General features: G+C 69.7%; 12 protein-coding genes. 7 read left to right on the forward strand and 5 right to left on the reverse strand.

The window, feature by feature from the left end; all coding sequences use genetic code 11:
• Positions 1-40: 40 nt before the first annotated feature.
• Together ACLJRL_RS03590 and ACLJRL_RS03595 are read left to right on the forward strand one after the other, a co-directional pair.
• Positions 41-1,213, forward strand: a complete 1,173-nt coding sequence (locus ACLJRL_RS03590; RefSeq protein WP_410654528.1) for an acetoin utilization protein AcuC — start codon at positions 41-43, stop codon at positions 1,211-1,213.
• Positions 1,214-1,215: 2 nt separating this feature from the next.
• Positions 1,216-3,921 (forward strand): GNAT family N-acetyltransferase, encoded by a 2,706-nt coding sequence (locus tag ACLJRL_RS03595; RefSeq protein WP_410654529.1) that lies wholly within the window; start codon positions 1,216-1,218, stop codon positions 3,919-3,921.
• A gap of 240 nt (positions 3,922-4,161) precedes the next feature.
• Here the strand turns inward: ACLJRL_RS03595 and ACLJRL_RS03600 are convergent, their stop codons facing one another.
• Positions 4,162-4,587: an SgcJ/EcaC family oxidoreductase gene (locus ACLJRL_RS03600; protein WP_410654530.1), complete on the reverse strand. Its 426-nt coding sequence runs from the start codon at positions 4,585-4,587 to the stop codon at positions 4,162-4,164.
• A 65-nt stretch (positions 4,588-4,652) separates the two neighbouring features.
• On the opposite strand from ACLJRL_RS03600, the gene ACLJRL_RS03605 reads away from it, so the two are divergent.
• Positions 4,653-5,258: a TetR/AcrR family transcriptional regulator gene (locus ACLJRL_RS03605; RefSeq protein ID WP_410654531.1), complete on the forward strand. Its 606-nt coding sequence runs from the start codon at positions 4,653-4,655 to the stop codon at positions 5,256-5,258.
• Here ACLJRL_RS03605 and ACLJRL_RS03610 read toward each other — a convergent pair.
• The 4 genes from ACLJRL_RS03610 to ACLJRL_RS03625 form a co-directional block, all read right to left on the reverse strand.
• Complete coding sequence (locus ACLJRL_RS03610; protein WP_410654532.1) at positions 5,210-6,385, reverse strand: alpha/beta hydrolase family protein; 1,176 nt, start codon at positions 6,383-6,385, stop codon at positions 5,210-5,212. The two genes, ACLJRL_RS03605 and ACLJRL_RS03610, sit on opposite strands and share 49 nt — an antisense overlap.
• 75 nt (positions 6,386-6,460) lie before the next feature.
• Positions 6,461-7,966, reverse strand: coding sequence for a long-chain-fatty-acid--CoA ligase (locus ACLJRL_RS03615; protein WP_410654533.1), 1,506 nt, complete (start codon positions 7,964-7,966; stop codon positions 6,461-6,463).
• Positions 7,963-9,036 (reverse strand): acyl-CoA dehydrogenase family protein, encoded by a 1,074-nt coding sequence (locus tag ACLJRL_RS03620; RefSeq protein WP_410654534.1) that lies wholly within the window; start codon positions 9,034-9,036, stop codon positions 7,963-7,965. The genes ACLJRL_RS03615 and ACLJRL_RS03620 overlap by 4 nt, the downstream gene beginning before the upstream one ends.
• A gap of 8 nt (positions 9,037-9,044) precedes the next feature.
• Entirely contained in the window at positions 9,045-10,226 is a 1,182-nt protein-coding gene (locus ACLJRL_RS03625; protein ID WP_410654535.1) for an acyl-CoA dehydrogenase family protein, read from the reverse strand.
• A 103-nt stretch (positions 10,227-10,329) separates the two neighbouring features.
• Between ACLJRL_RS03625 and ACLJRL_RS03630 the strand changes: the two genes are divergently transcribed.
• The 4 genes from ACLJRL_RS03630 to ACLJRL_RS03645 all read left to right on the forward strand — a co-directional run bounded on the left by ACLJRL_RS03630 (position 10,330) and on the right by ACLJRL_RS03645 (position 13,149).
• A complete protein-coding gene (locus tag ACLJRL_RS03630) occupies positions 10,330-10,521 on the forward strand; it encodes a ferredoxin (protein ID WP_410654536.1) in 192 nt (63 codons plus the stop codon).
• 87 nt (positions 10,522-10,608) lie between these two features.
• Positions 10,609-11,493 (forward strand): 3-oxoacyl-ACP reductase, encoded by an 885-nt coding sequence (locus ACLJRL_RS03635; protein ID WP_410654537.1) that lies wholly within the window; start codon positions 10,609-10,611, stop codon positions 11,491-11,493.
• Between the two features lie 17 nt (positions 11,494-11,510).
• Positions 11,511-12,272 carry a glucose 1-dehydrogenase gene (locus ACLJRL_RS03640; protein WP_410654538.1) on the forward strand — a complete coding sequence of 254 codons (762 nt, stop codon included), beginning with the start codon at positions 11,511-11,513 and terminating at the stop codon, positions 12,270-12,272.
• 91 nt (positions 12,273-12,363) lie between these two features.
• A complete protein-coding gene (locus tag ACLJRL_RS03645) occupies positions 12,364-13,149 on the forward strand; it encodes an MlaE family ABC transporter permease (RefSeq protein WP_410654539.1) in 786 nt (261 codons plus the stop codon).

Here is a 13,149-nt window from a genome sequence, read left to right on the forward strand (position 1 = left end):
GACGGGGCACGAGCCGCTTCCGGGCACTAGAGTTCGGACCATGCGAGCACCGGCCGTTGTATGGGACTCCTCGCTGCTGGGTTACGACCTCGGCGGCGAGCATCCGTTCAACCCGGTGCGGCTCGAGCTGACCATCCGCCTCGCCACCGAACTCGGCGTGCTCGACGGCGTCGAACTGCTCGTCCCCAGTGCGGCCGGTGACGAAGAACTGCGCCGCGTCCACATCGGCGAGTACCTCGAAGCCGTCCGGCAGGCGCCGATGACCGGTGCCGATCTCGCGCACGGGCTCGGCACCGAGGACAACCCGGTGTTCAGCGGGATGCACGAGGCTTCGGCGCTGGTCGTCGGCTCGACGTTGCTGGCGGCGCGCAAGATCGCCGACGGCGAGGTGACCCGCGCGGTGAACATCGCCGGCGGGCTGCACCACGCGATGCCCGACCGGGCGTCGGGGTTCTGCGTCTACAACGACTGCTCGGTGGCGATCTCGTGGCTGCTGGACCACGGGTTCGACCGCATCGCCTACCTCGACACCGACGTGCACCACGGCGACGGGGTACAGGCGGCGTTCTACGACGATCCCCGGGTGCTGACCGTTTCCCTGCACCAGCACCCGTTCACGTTGTGGCCGGGCACGGGCCACTCGGCGGAGATCGGCAAGGGTGGCGCCGAGGGGACCGCGGTCAACCTGCCGCTGCCGCCCGGTACCCGCGATGGCAGCTGGCTGCGGGCGTTCGACGCCGTGGTGCCGTCGCTGCTGAGCCAGTTCCGGCCGCAGATCCTGGTCACCCAGTGCGGGGTCGACTCGCACGAAGAGGATCCGCTGGCCGACCTTTCGCTCTCGGTCGACGGCCACCGCGCCATCTACCGCAGGCTGCGTGAACTCGCCGAGGCGCATACGGACGGCCGCTGGCTCGCCGTGGGCGGCGGTGGCTACCAGCTGATCCGCGTGGTGCCCCGGTCGTGGACCCACCTGCTCGCCACCGTGCTCGACCGCGACGTCGAGCCGGCGACGGCGTTGCCGCCGAACTGGGTCGCCTCGATCTCCCGGGCGGCGCCGAACGCCGAGATCCCGCCCCGGATGTCCGATGACCGCGACACCGCGTTCACCCCGTGGGGAGACGGCGCGGACGACCCGGTCGACATCGCCATCCGCGAAACCCGCCGCGCGATCTTCCCCCTGCACGGCCTCGATCCGGACGATCCGAGGGACTGACAATGGCCAGTGAGGACCCCGGGACCACCGGGAACCGCGACCCGTACGACTACCCGCGCGAGTGGGAGGCCGACCTCCTGCTCTCCGACGGCGGCACGGTCCACCTGCGCCCGATCATCCCCAGCGACGCCGACGACCTCGTCGCGTTCCACGGGCGGCTGTCCGAGCGCACCCGGTACTTCCGGTACTTCGGCGCCTATCCGCGCATCCCGCAGCGGGACCTCGAACGCTTCTCCGTCGTCGATCACCACGACAGGGTCGCCTTCGTCGCGTTGCTGGGTGACGACATCCTGGCGGTCGGTCGCTACGAACGGCTCGATCACGGGCCTTCGGCCGAGGTCGCGTTCGTCGTCGACGACGCCCACCAGGGCCGCGGGATCGGGTCGATCCTGCTGGAACATCTGGCGGCCGCCGCTTCGGAATCCGGGCTGCGCCGGTTCGTCGCGGAAGTCCTCGCGGAGAACGCGGGGATGGTCCGGGTGTTCCGTGACGCCGGCTACCAGGTCAGCCGCGAGATCGAGGAAGGCGTGCTGCACCTGGAGTTCGACATCGACCCGACCGAGGATTCGCTCGCGGTCGCCCGCTCCCGGGAGCAGGCCGCCGAGGCGCGCAGCGTGCACAACCTGCTGCATCCGAAAACGGTCGCGGTGATCGGCGCGTCCACCGATCCGACGAAGATCGGTTACGTCGCCCTCACCAACCTGCTGAGCGCCGATTTCGCCGGCACGGTCTACCCGGTCAACCCGGAGCACAAGTCCGTCCGCGGCGTCCGCGCCTATCCGTCCGTTGTGGACATTCCCGAGGACGTCGACCTCGCACTGGTCGCCGTTCCCGCAGAAGCCGTCGAGTCCGTTTTGGACGGTGCGCTGGCCAAGGGGGTCAAGACGCTCCTGATCGTCTCGGGCGGCTTCGCCGAGGCGGGCCCGCACGGGCTGCACGCCGAACTGCGGCTGGTCGGGGAGGCCAGGGCGCACGGTATGCGCGTGGTCGGCCCGAACGCGCTGGGCGTGCTCAACACCGACGCCTCGGTCCGGCTGAACGCGACCCTCGCGCCGCGCCTGCCGGCCCGTGGCCGCACCGGCTTCTTCTGCCAGTCCGGCGCGCTCGGCACCGCGATCCTCGCCGACGCCGAGTCTCGCGGCCTCGGCCTTTCGACGTTCGTTTCGGCGGGTAACCGCGCCGACGTCTCCGGCAACGACCTCCTGCAGTACTGGGAAACCGACCCGGCGACCGATCTTGTCCTGCTGTACCTGGAATCGTTCGGCAACCCGCGCAAGTTCGCCCGCCTGGCCCGGCGGCTGGCGCGGACGAAACCGGTGGTGGCGGTGAAATCCGGCAGGCACGCGGTCCGACCGCAGCTCGCCGCCACGTCGGCGGAGGTCGACGAGGCCAGCGTGCAGGCCCTGTTCGAGCAGGCGGGTGTCGTCCGCGTCGACACGCTCGCGCAACTCTTCGACACCGCGCTGGTCTTCGCCCACCAGCCGTTGCCCGCCGGGCCGCGGATCGGCATCGTCGGCAACTCCAGCGCCATCGGGCTGCTGGCCGCCGACACCGCACGGGCTCAGGGTCTGAGGCTGGCCTTCGACCCTGTCGACGTCGGGCCGCAGGCGGGCCCGGAAGAGTTCGCCGCGGCCGTGCGGGAGGCCCTCAACTCGCCGGAAACCGACGCGATGGTCGTGGTCTTCGTGCCACCGCTCGCGATTCCTGGCACCGCCTATGCCCGCGCCCTGCGCGAGGCCGTCGTCGAGATGGCGAAGGACAAGCCGATCGTCTCGACCTTCCTCGCCGTCGAGGGCGTGCCGGACGAACTGGCCGTGCTGTCCGAGGACGGGGCGCCGACACGGGGTTCGGTCCCGTCGTATCCGAGTCCCGAACGCGCGGTGAACGCGCTCGCGCGGGTCGTGCGCTACGCCGCCTGGCGGCAGCGCCCGCAGGGCAATCTGGTGCGGCCCGGGGGACTGCATGTCGAGCAGGCACAGGTGATCGTCAGCGAACTACTGTCCGCCGAGGACGGCAAGGCGACGCTGCTGTCCGACGACGACGTGGTCCGTTTCCTGGCCTGCTACGGCATCGACGTCGTCCCGTTTCGTGTCGTGTCCTCTGTGGACGATGCGGTGAAAGCTGCCGAGAAGCTCGGCTTCCCGGTCACCCTCAAGGCCGTCGACGAACGGCTGCGCGGCAGGCCGGACCTCGCCGGGGTCCGCCTCGATCTGTCCTCCGCGGACGGCGTGCGCCGGGCGTACCTGGACCTGTGCGAGATCTCCGGCGACGACGACGTCTACGTCCAGCGGATGGCGCCCAAGGGCCTCTCGTGCGTGATCGGCCTCCAGGACGATCCGTCGTTCGGCACGCTGGTGTCGTTCGGGCTCTCCGGGCTGGTCAGCACGCTGCTGGGCGACCGGGCCTACCGGGCCGTGCCGCTCACCGACGTCGACGCCGCGACCCTGCTGCGCGAACCGCGGACCTCGCCGCTGCTCACCGGGTACCGCGGCGACGAACCGGCGGATCTGGCCGCGCTGCAGGACATCGTGCTGCGCGTCGCGGCGCTGGCCGAGGACAACCCCGAGATCCGCTCGATGACCCTGGACCCGATCCTGGCCTCGCCGGACGGCGCCTTCGTCGCCAACGCCCGGGTCGTGCTCGGCCCGCCGCCGTCGCGGCCCGACACCGGGCCGCGACGGCTGCGGCCGATCAACGCCGCTCTTTGAGGATGGGGAAGCACGGCGACGAGCGTTCGTGACCTGGCCGCGACATCCCAGGTCACGCGTGGTCCGGGTCGGGTTGTCGTGAGTGATTTGGGTCGTTCTAACGACCCGAATCACTCACGACCCCCAGCACTGTCCGCGCATCAATGCCGTGAAGGCCTCCATACCTACGCTCAAGGTAGGCAAGGAGGCCTTCACGTCCTGAGAACAGCGCGCTTGCCAGGTCAGGCGCAGGTAAACCGGTCAGGAATCCCACTCCTGGGGGGATCGGGCGGCCAGAGCGGTGTTGTGGTCGACGAACGCCGCGATATCGGCCCGGATCGTGTTGTGGAACGCGACGATCTTCCCATCCCGGATGAGTTTCGACTGCACCGCGCGCGTTTCTCCGGCGCGGGGACCCGCCGGGACCGACAGCACGGTCGCGGTGTGCACGAGGTCGATACCGCCCCCGAGCGGGCGGCTCGACACCTGGCGGATCCGCAGCGTGCTGCCCCGGTAGATGGTGTCGAAGATGTTCTGGCTTTCCCGCGCGATGGTCGCGCGGCCGCGCTGGATCCGGCCGACGACGTCGACGAAGTCCGCGTCCTCGGTGAAGTTCGCCGCCCACGCCTCCCCGTCGCCGCCGTTCCAGGCGCGTTCGAGTTCGGTGATGATCTCCTCGGTGGTCATCGCTATCCTTCCCTGGGACATCGATCCAATAATTAGAACAACGTTCCGACTTTCGAGGAGTTTACATGTCCGCCGACCTTCCCGGCGTCGTCCGGTTGCGTGACCGGCGCGAGGCGCTGACGCTGCGCACGATCCTGACCGCGGCCCGCGGGCTGTTCGCCGAGCGCGGGTACGCGCGGACCCCGATCCGCCTCATCGCCCAGGAAGCCGGGGTGTCGCCGCAGACGATCTACGCCCACTTCGGCTCGAAGGCCGGTGTTCTCGGCGGGCTCGTCGACCTCCTCGACGACGAGGCCGGGATCCCCGACCTCGTCGTCGAGGCGCAGCGCACCGACGACCCGGTCGTGCTGCTCGGACTGCTGGCCGCGGTCGCCCGTCAGGTCCGGGAGCGCTGCGGTGACATCGTCACGATGCTGGCCTCCGGTGCCGCCGTCGATCCGGACATCGCCGCGACGCGCGCCGAAGGCGATCGACGCAACCGCCTCGGGATCGAGATGGTGGTCGGCCGCGTCCGGCGGAGCGGCCGGGAGGTGGTCCCCAGGGCCGCCGACATCGCCGTCGCGTTGATGGGCGCCGGCGTCCACGCCGACCTCGTCACCGAGGCCGGCTGGAGCCAGGACGACTACGAAACGTGGCTCAAGGACACGCTGGTCGCGTCCCTGCTTCGCTGACGAAGGTACTTGTCGAAGAACGCGGAGAGCTGAGCGCGCTGGGTGGCGACGTTCTTCGCGGGATCCATCGTTCCGATGAACGAGGGCGGGGCGATACCCAGTTGCGGCAACAAGGTCTGGTAGTCGGTGTAGCTGAAGTGCTCGCCGTCGGCCAGGTGCACCTGCTGGAGCGGGCCGCGGTGGTTCTTCAGGAACTCCTGCCAGGACGCGTCGGTGGCGCCACTGTGGTCACCGGCGCTCATCAAGAGGAACGGCCGGTCCAGTCCTTCGTCGGCGACGCGGCCGAAGATCCTTTGCGACTGCGAGTGAGCCATGCTGCCGTCCAGGTCGGCTCCGGCGTCGATGCGCCGGTCGGTCACCATCGTCTCACCGGCGGTGAAGCCGCCGCCGGAATGGCCGAACATTCCCACCCGCGAAAGGTCGAGCGATCCGGCGAGCCCGGCCGGGAGCTTCCGCTTCTCGGCGTCCGGATTTCCGCCGCGGGTCAGCGTTTCCAGCGAGTCGAGGACGAACCGGGTGTCCTGGACGCGGGTGGCGATCACCTGCCGGGAGACCTCGATGCTCGACGGCGGCAGGGTTTTCTTCTCGACCCGGCCGCCGGGGAACTCGACCGCTTCGGCCTCGTGGGTGTGATCGACGGACACCACGACGTATCCCTCGCTCGCGAGCTGTTCCATCTGCGTCGTGCCGTGCGAACGGGACAAGGTGGCGCCGGGCGAGTACAGCACCACGGGCCGCCGTCCGCCGATCGCGTGGGCGCCGCTCCGCGCGTTGGTGGGGAAGCGGTAATCGAGCTGATCAGCACCGATACCGAGTTTGACGGCGTCGCCCTCGGCGACCACCTTCGCGACACCTGGCGCCATGTACGGCGCCTTCGGCTTCCCGCCCGGCAGCGCCGGGTAGCGCACGGTGATCATCAGTTCCCGGGTGAGGCCGGGGATCCACGGGTCCTGACGGCTCTGGTCGACGAGATGCAGGTCGGTGCTCCCGACCGGGTACGGGCCGGTCGGCGGGGTGAGACCGAAGCGGACGGGCGCCGCGGACGCCGACGGTGCGGCGAGTGCGGCGGGCAGGGAGAGCACCGCGGCGAGGACGCCGATCCGGCGCAGGGTGGGGATTTTGGTCATGGACCGAACGTAGGACCGGGGCGGCGCCGGAACATCGGGAAGATCACCGGTCCTGACCCTGGGATCGCCTGAGGGTCAGTACCCCGGCTCCCACACCTGACCGCTCACGCCTTCCGCCGCCAGTTCCCGTTTGAGCACCTTGTGCGTCGCCGTCCGCGGCAGTTCCTCGACCACCCGCACGTACCGAGGCCACTGCTTCGGCCCGAGATCACCTTGCGCCACCACGAAAGCCGCGAACTCGGCAGGATCCAGCGGGGTGCGGCAGACCAGCGCGGCCATCACCTGATCACCCACGCGGGGGTCCGGCACGCCGTACACCGCCGCCTCGCTGACGGCCGGATGCCGGGCGAGTGCGCGTTCGATCGGGGCGGTGCCGAGGTTTTCGCCGTCGACGCGCAGCCAATCGCCGAGACGCCCGGCGAAGTAGCAGTGGCCGTCCGCGTCGAGGTAGGCGAGGTCTCCGGTGTGGTACATCCCGTCGCGCATGCGTTCGGCCTCGGCGCCGGGATCGCCGTAGTACCCGGCGAAGAAGCCCGCGCCGCCGGTGTTCACCAGTTCGCCGACCGCCTCGGCGGCGTTGAGCAGTTTCCCGGCGTCGTCGAATTCCCCTGGAGGGCAGGGTTTCCCGGTCTCCGGATCGAGTACGGCGACGCCGTCGAGCAGACGGCCGAGCGAGCCGGCCGGTGTGGTGGCGTCCCGGCCGAAGTTCACGCCGCCCTCGGTCGAACCGAACGCGTCGACCACGTGACAACCGAACCGCGCGGCGAATGTGGTGAGATCGGCCTCCGCGCCTTCGTTGCCGTAGACCAGTTTCAGCGAGTTGTCGGCATCGTCGTCCTGAGCGGGTGTCGTGAGCACATAGGACAGTGGCTTGCCGACGTAGTTGGCATAGGTCGCACCGAATTTCCGGACGTCCGGAAGGAACCCCGAGGCCGAGAAGCGCCGTCGCAGCGCGATAGCCGCGCCCGAGGCGAGCCCCACCGACCAGCCCGCCATCACGGCGTTGGAGTGGAACATGGGCATCGACACGTACGCCGTGTCCTCTGTGGACAGGCCGAAGCGGTCCGCCAGCATGGCGCCGGGGAAGGCGACTTTCCCGTGTGTGCAACGGACGGCCTTCGGATCGCCGCTGGTTCCGGAGGTGAAGATCAGCATCAGCAGGCTTTCGGGCGTTGCGGGAACGGGCACGACGGCCTCTCGCAGCGGGGCGAAGTCGCTCAGCCGCAGCACCGGCACCTCGACGTCGGAGAGCAGCGGGAAGTAGTGGTCTTCGGCGAGCACGATTTCGCAGTCGGCCAGCGCGACGTCGCGGGCCAGTGCGGCACCCCGGCGCGTCGGGTTCAGGCCGACCAGGACGTGCCCCGAGAACGCCGCGCCGCCGAGCAGGAACGAGAACTCGGGGATGTTGTCCGCCAGCAGCCCGAAATGCCCGCCGGGACGCAGCATCGCGGTCAGCGCGGCGGCGTGGCCGGCGCAGGCCTGGACGTGTTCGGCCCACGACCAGCGCCGGTCTTCGAACAGCAGCCCGGTCGACGGGTCCTCCGCCCGCGCGAGCAGGAGTTCCGTGACCGTGGGGGTCATGCCGGGTCCGCGGCCAGCAGGTCGCCGAGCCCCCGCGCCTGCACGGTCGCGCCGCCCAAGGCGAACTCGAGCCGTTTCGCCGCGACGAAGTAGCGGTGCAGCGTGTGATCGACGTCGATGCCCACCCCGCCGTGGACGTGCACGGCGGTATGCGCGACACGGTGCCCGGCCTCGGCCGCCCAGAACTTCGCCGTCGCGACCTCCTCGGCCGCCGGCAGTCCTTCGCTCAGCCGCCAGGCTGCCTGCCACAGCGTCAGCCTCACGGCCTCGACGTCGACATAGGCGTCGGCGAGCCGCTGCCGTACCGCCTGGAAACTCCCGATGAGGTGGCCGAACTGCTTCCGTTCCCGCGCGTAGGCCGCGGTCAGTTCCAGTGCGCGTTCGACGACGCCGAGCTGCTGCGCGCAGACGCCGATCGTGCCCCGTAGGCGCAGCCATTCGCCGATGTCGCCCAGGGACACGGACGACTTCGTGCCGGGAAGTTCGACGAGTGCCGCGTCGGCGTGGTCGACGGTTCGTTGCGGTGAGACGGTCACCGAGTCCCGGTCGAGCAGGAACACCTGACGACCGCCGTCGAGGGCGGCCTCGACGAGGAAACCGTGCGCGAACGCGCCCGAAGGCACGGCGGTCTGCGCGCCGGTCAGCCGCCAGCCGTCGCCGTCGGCCTCGGCGGTGAACCCGCACGGCACGCCGTAGTCCGGCAGCGCCACCGCGAGGACGTGGTCGCCGCGCAGCACCGGGACCACCCAGCGTTCGGCCAGCCGCCCGTCCCCGAACTCGGCGACGGCCGCCGCGCCCATGACGACCGACGTCAGATAGGGGACCGGCGCGACCGCGCGGCCGATCTCGGCCAGCACGGAACACTGTTCCAACAGTCCGAAACCGCCGCCGCCGACCTTCTGGGGCAGCGCCGCGTCGACCACCCCGGCCTGCGCCAGGGCTGTCCACAGTGGAGCGTCGAACCCGCCGGAACCGTGCGGCCCCAGTACGTCGGGGGTGACCTTGTCCGTCAGGATCCGGCGCGTGAGCGACGCGAGGTCCGTCTGCGCCTCAGTGAGCGTGAAGTCCATCAATCCTCCTAGCGCGTGACGGGCAGGCCGAGGGCGGTCGCGGCGATCATGTCCCGCTGGATCTCGTTGGTACCGCCGCCGAAGGTGAGGATCAGTGAGGACCGGTGCAGCCGTTCGACCCGCCCTCGCAGCAGCGCGCCGGGGGAGCCCTCGCGGACGACGGCGCCCGCGCCGAGGATCTCCATCATCAGCCGGTAGGCCTCGACGGCGAACTCCGTGCCGAACACCTTGGTCGCCGACGCCTCCGCCGGGCCGAGGTCGCTGCTCGCGGCCGCCCAGGCGATCCGCCAGTTCCGCAGCTTCAGGTACTCCGCGTGGGTGTGGATCCGGGCCAGGTGCAGCCGCACCCACGGCACGTCGATCACCCGGGAGCCGTCGGGCAGCTTGGTCGCCTGCGCCCACGTCCGCACGTCCCGCAACGACGTCTGGATCGGCGCGGCCGAGGTCAGCGCGACGCGTTCGCGGTTGAGCTGGTTGGTGATGAGCGGCCAGCCCTCGTTCTCCCCGGCGACCCGGGAGGTCACCGGCACGCGGACGTCGTCGTAGTAGGTCGCGCTCGTCCCGGGCCCGGCGACGGTGTGCACCTTCGTCCAGGAGAACCCGGGCGCCGACGTCGGCACGATCAGCATGCTCAGGCCCTTGTGCTTGCGGGCCTCGGGATCGGTGCGGACGGCCAGCCAGATGTAGTCGGCGTACTCGATCAGGCTCGTCCACATCTTCTGGCCGTTGACCACGTAGTCGTCGCCGTCGTGGACCGCGCGGGTGCGCAGCGACGCCAGGTCGGTGCCCGCGCCCGGCTCGGAGTAGCCGATCGCGAAGTGCAGTTCGCCGGCGGCGATCTTCGGCAGGTAGAACGCCTTCTGTTCTTCGGTGCCGTAGCGCATGATCGTGGGCCCGACGGTGTTCACCGTGAGGAACGGGACGGGAACGCCGGCCGCGGCCGCCTCGTCGGTGAAGATGAGCTGGTCGAGCATCGGCCGGTCCTGGCCGCCGTACTCGCGCGGCCAGCCGAGCGCGAGCCAGCCCGAGCTGCCCAGGTCGCGGACGATTTCCTTGTACACCAGGCCGTCGCCGTACTCGCCGCCGTCGCCCGCGAGGGCCTCCCGGCGTTCGGGGGTCATCAGCCCGGCGAAGTACTCCCGTAGCTCCCCGGCCAGTGCGCGTTGCTCCGGCGTGTAGTCGATCCGCATCCGTCACCTCTGCCGTCGATGCTCGTTACTGGTGCCATGGCCGCTCGCGGCGGTAGGGTAGAACCTGTTCTAGTTGTACCAGGTGTGACGGGAAGGAGGGAATATGGAGATCGACGTCGATCGCGAGCTCTGCGAGGCGAACGCGATCTGTGTCGGCTTCGCGCCCGAGGTCTTCGATCTCGACGACGAGGAGGAGCTGGTCGTCACCTCCGCGGAAATTCCGCAGAATCAGGTAGAACGTGTTACTCAAGCTGTGGCGAGCTGTCCGAAAAATGCCCTGCTCATGCGTGGTTAGCGCCGTTTATTCAGCCCTTGCCTGAAACGAGAACAGATTCTAGTGTGTCGGATGACGCTGTGTGTCCGAGAGGCGAGGAGGCCTGGAGTGAGCCTGGACGGCAAGACGGCCATCGTCACCGGTGCCGGTGCGGGACTCGGCCGGGCGGAAGCGCTGGCGCTGGCCGCGGCGGGCGCGTCGGTGGTGGTCAACGACGTCTCCGCCGCCGCGCAGACGGTGGCCGACGAGATCGAGGCCGGGGGCGGCAAGGCCGTCGCGGTCACCGGCGACGTGTCGGAGTCCTCGACCGCGGACGCGCTGCTCGCGGCCGCCGTCGACCACTTCGGCGGCCTGCACATCCTGGTCAACAACGCGGGCGTGCTCCGGGACCGGATGCTGTTCTCGATGTCCGACGAGGAATGGGACACCGTGCTCGGCGTCCACCTGCGCGGGCATTTCCTGCTTTCCCGCAACGCCGGGGCGTACTGGCGTGAAAAGTCCAAAGTGGACGGCGCGCCGGTGTACGGCCGGGTGGTCAACACCGCGTCGGAGTCGTTCCTGCTCGGCGCCGCCGGCCAGCCCAACTACGGGGCGGCCAAGGCCGGGATCGCCGCGCTCACCGTCTCCACCGCGCGCGGGCTGTCCCGCTACGGCGTTCGCGCCAACGCGATCTGCCCGCGTGCCCGCACCGCGATGACCGAGGCCGTCTTCGGCGCCGAAGCGCCGGAAGGTCTCGACCCGCTTTCGGTCGACCACGTCGCGCCGTTCGTCTCGTTCCTCTGCACGCCCGAAGCCGACCGGATCAACGGCCAGGTGTTCCTCGTCTACGGCGGGATGGTCGCGCTGATGCGGCCGCCGTCGGTGGAGCAGCGGTTCGACACCGTCAACGGCACGTGGACCGCCGAAGAACTCGTCACGAACGTGGGCGGCTACTTCGCCGATCGCGACCAGGACCGGATGTTCTCCGCTTCCGAGATCATGTCACTGCCGTGAACCGAGGAGATGACGTAGTGGGCAGGCTCGATGGCAAGGTAGCCCTGATCACCGGTGGCGCCCGCGGTCAGGGCGAGGCGGCCGCGCGGCTGTTCGTCGCCGAGGGCGCGCGTGTGGTGATCGCCGACATCAACGACCTCGACGGCAAGAAACTCGCCGCCGATCTCGGGGAAGCCGCCGTCTACCAGCATCTCGACGTCGGCGACGAAGCCGACTGGGACGCCGCGATCCAGCGCACGCTCACCGAGTTCGGACCGCCGACGGTGCTGGTCAACAACGCCGGGATCCTGCATTTCTCCGAACTCGGCAAGACCACGCTCGCCGACTACGAACGCGTCATCCGGGTCAATCAGATCGGGGCGTTTCTCGGCATGCGTTCGGTCGTTGAACCGATGACCGGGGCCGGTGGCGGCTCCATCGTCAACGTGTCCTCTGTGGAAGGGCTCGCCGGGATGCCGTATCTCGTCGCCTACACCGCGAGCAAGTTCGCGATCCGCGGGATGACCAAGGTCGCGGCGCTCGAACTGGGCGCGAAGAACATCCGGGTCAACTCCGTGCACCCCGGCGCGATCGACACCCCGATGGTCGCCGCCGCGGCGGGCGGGCAGAAAGTCGACATGTCGTGGGTGGGCAAGAAGGTCGCGCTCGGCCGCGTCGGGCAGCCGGAGGACATCGCGAAACTCGTGTTGTTCCTGGCCAGTGACGACAGTTCGTACAGCACCGGCGCGGAGTTCGTCGCCGACGGCGGTGCGACGGCCACACACGCACTCAAGTTCTAGCGCGGAGGTGCCGAGAGCAAAGTGAACACCGCTAACGCAATGGGGCGTCGGCGGGTGGAGTAAGACTCCGGGCAGCTGACTGGGAGGTTCTGTGGGAGCGACGGCGTCTGTCCCGGGTACGGGTGCGCTCACACAGGTCGGCAGGCTCGCGACCTTGTCGTGGGAAGTCCTGCGCGCGATCTTCAAGCGCCCGTTCCAGTTCCGCGAATGGATCCAGCAATGCTGGTTCTTCGCCAGCGTCACCATTCTGCCGACGGCACTGGTGGCGATCCCGTTCGGCGCGGTCATCGCGCTGCAGCTGGGTTCGCTGACCCAGCAGATCGGCGCGCAGTCGTTCACCGGCGCGGCGAGCGCGCTCGCGATCGTGCAGCAGGCCAGCCCGCTGATCACCGCGCTGCTGGTGGCGGGCGCGGGCGGCAGCGCGGTCTGCGCCGACATCGGCGCCCGCAAGATCCGCGAAGAGATCGACGCGATGGAGGTGCTCGGGGTCAACCCGATCCAGCGCCTGATCGTGCCCCGTGTCCTGGCCGCCATCGTGGTTTCGGTGCTGCTGAACGGTTTGGTCAGCGTCGTCGGCGTGCTCGGCGGTTACTTCTTCAACGTCGTCATGCAGGGCGGTACCCCGGGCGCGTACCTCGCGAGCTTCAACGCGCTGGCCCAGGTACCGGATCTGTGGGTCAGTGAGATCAAGGCGCTGTTGTACGGCTTCGTCGCCGGGGTGGTCGCGGCCTTCCGCGGGCTGAACCCGGCCGGTGGGCCGAAGGGCGTCGGCGACGCGGTGAACCAGGCCGTCGTGATCACGTTCCTGCTGCTGTTCCTGATCAACGTCGTGCTCACCGCCATCTACCTGCGGATCGTGCCGCCGAAGGCGATGTGA

The organism is Amycolatopsis sp. lyj-112, from assembly GCF_046549055.1.
In the GTDB taxonomy this organism is placed as follows: domain Bacteria; phylum Actinomycetota; class Actinomycetes; order Mycobacteriales; family Pseudonocardiaceae; genus Amycolatopsis.

Excerpts from the sequence above, each read along its gene's own strand:
- ACLJRL_RS03595 (WP_410654529.1), top strand. The coding sequence starts at position 1,216 with ATGGCCAGTGAGGACCCCGGGACCACCGGGAACCGCGACCCGTACGAC.
- ACLJRL_RS03630 (WP_410654536.1), top strand. The coding sequence starts at position 10,330 with ATGGAGATCGACGTCGATCGCGAGCTCTGCGAGGCGAACGCGATCTGT.
- ACLJRL_RS03590 (WP_410654528.1), top strand. The coding sequence starts at position 41 with ATGCGAGCACCGGCCGTTGTATGGGACTCCTCGCTGCTGGGTTACGAC.
- ACLJRL_RS03600 (WP_410654530.1), bottom strand. The coding sequence starts at position 4,587 with ATGACCACCGAGGAGATCATCACCGAACTCGAACGCGCCTGGAACGGC.
- ACLJRL_RS03610 (WP_410654532.1), bottom strand. The coding sequence starts at position 6,385 with ATGACCAAAATCCCCACCCTGCGCCGGATCGGCGTCCTCGCCGCGGTG.
- ACLJRL_RS03605 (WP_410654531.1), top strand. The coding sequence starts at position 4,653 with ATGTCCGCCGACCTTCCCGGCGTCGTCCGGTTGCGTGACCGGCGCGAG.
- ACLJRL_RS03620 (WP_410654534.1), bottom strand. The coding sequence starts at position 9,036 with ATGGACTTCACGCTCACTGAGGCGCAGACGGACCTCGCGTCGCTCACG.
- ACLJRL_RS03615 (WP_410654533.1), bottom strand. The coding sequence starts at position 7,966 with ATGACCCCCACGGTCACGGAACTCCTGCTCGCGCGGGCGGAGGACCCG.
- ACLJRL_RS03625 (WP_410654535.1), bottom strand. The coding sequence starts at position 10,226 with ATGCGGATCGACTACACGCCGGAGCAACGCGCACTGGCCGGGGAGCTA.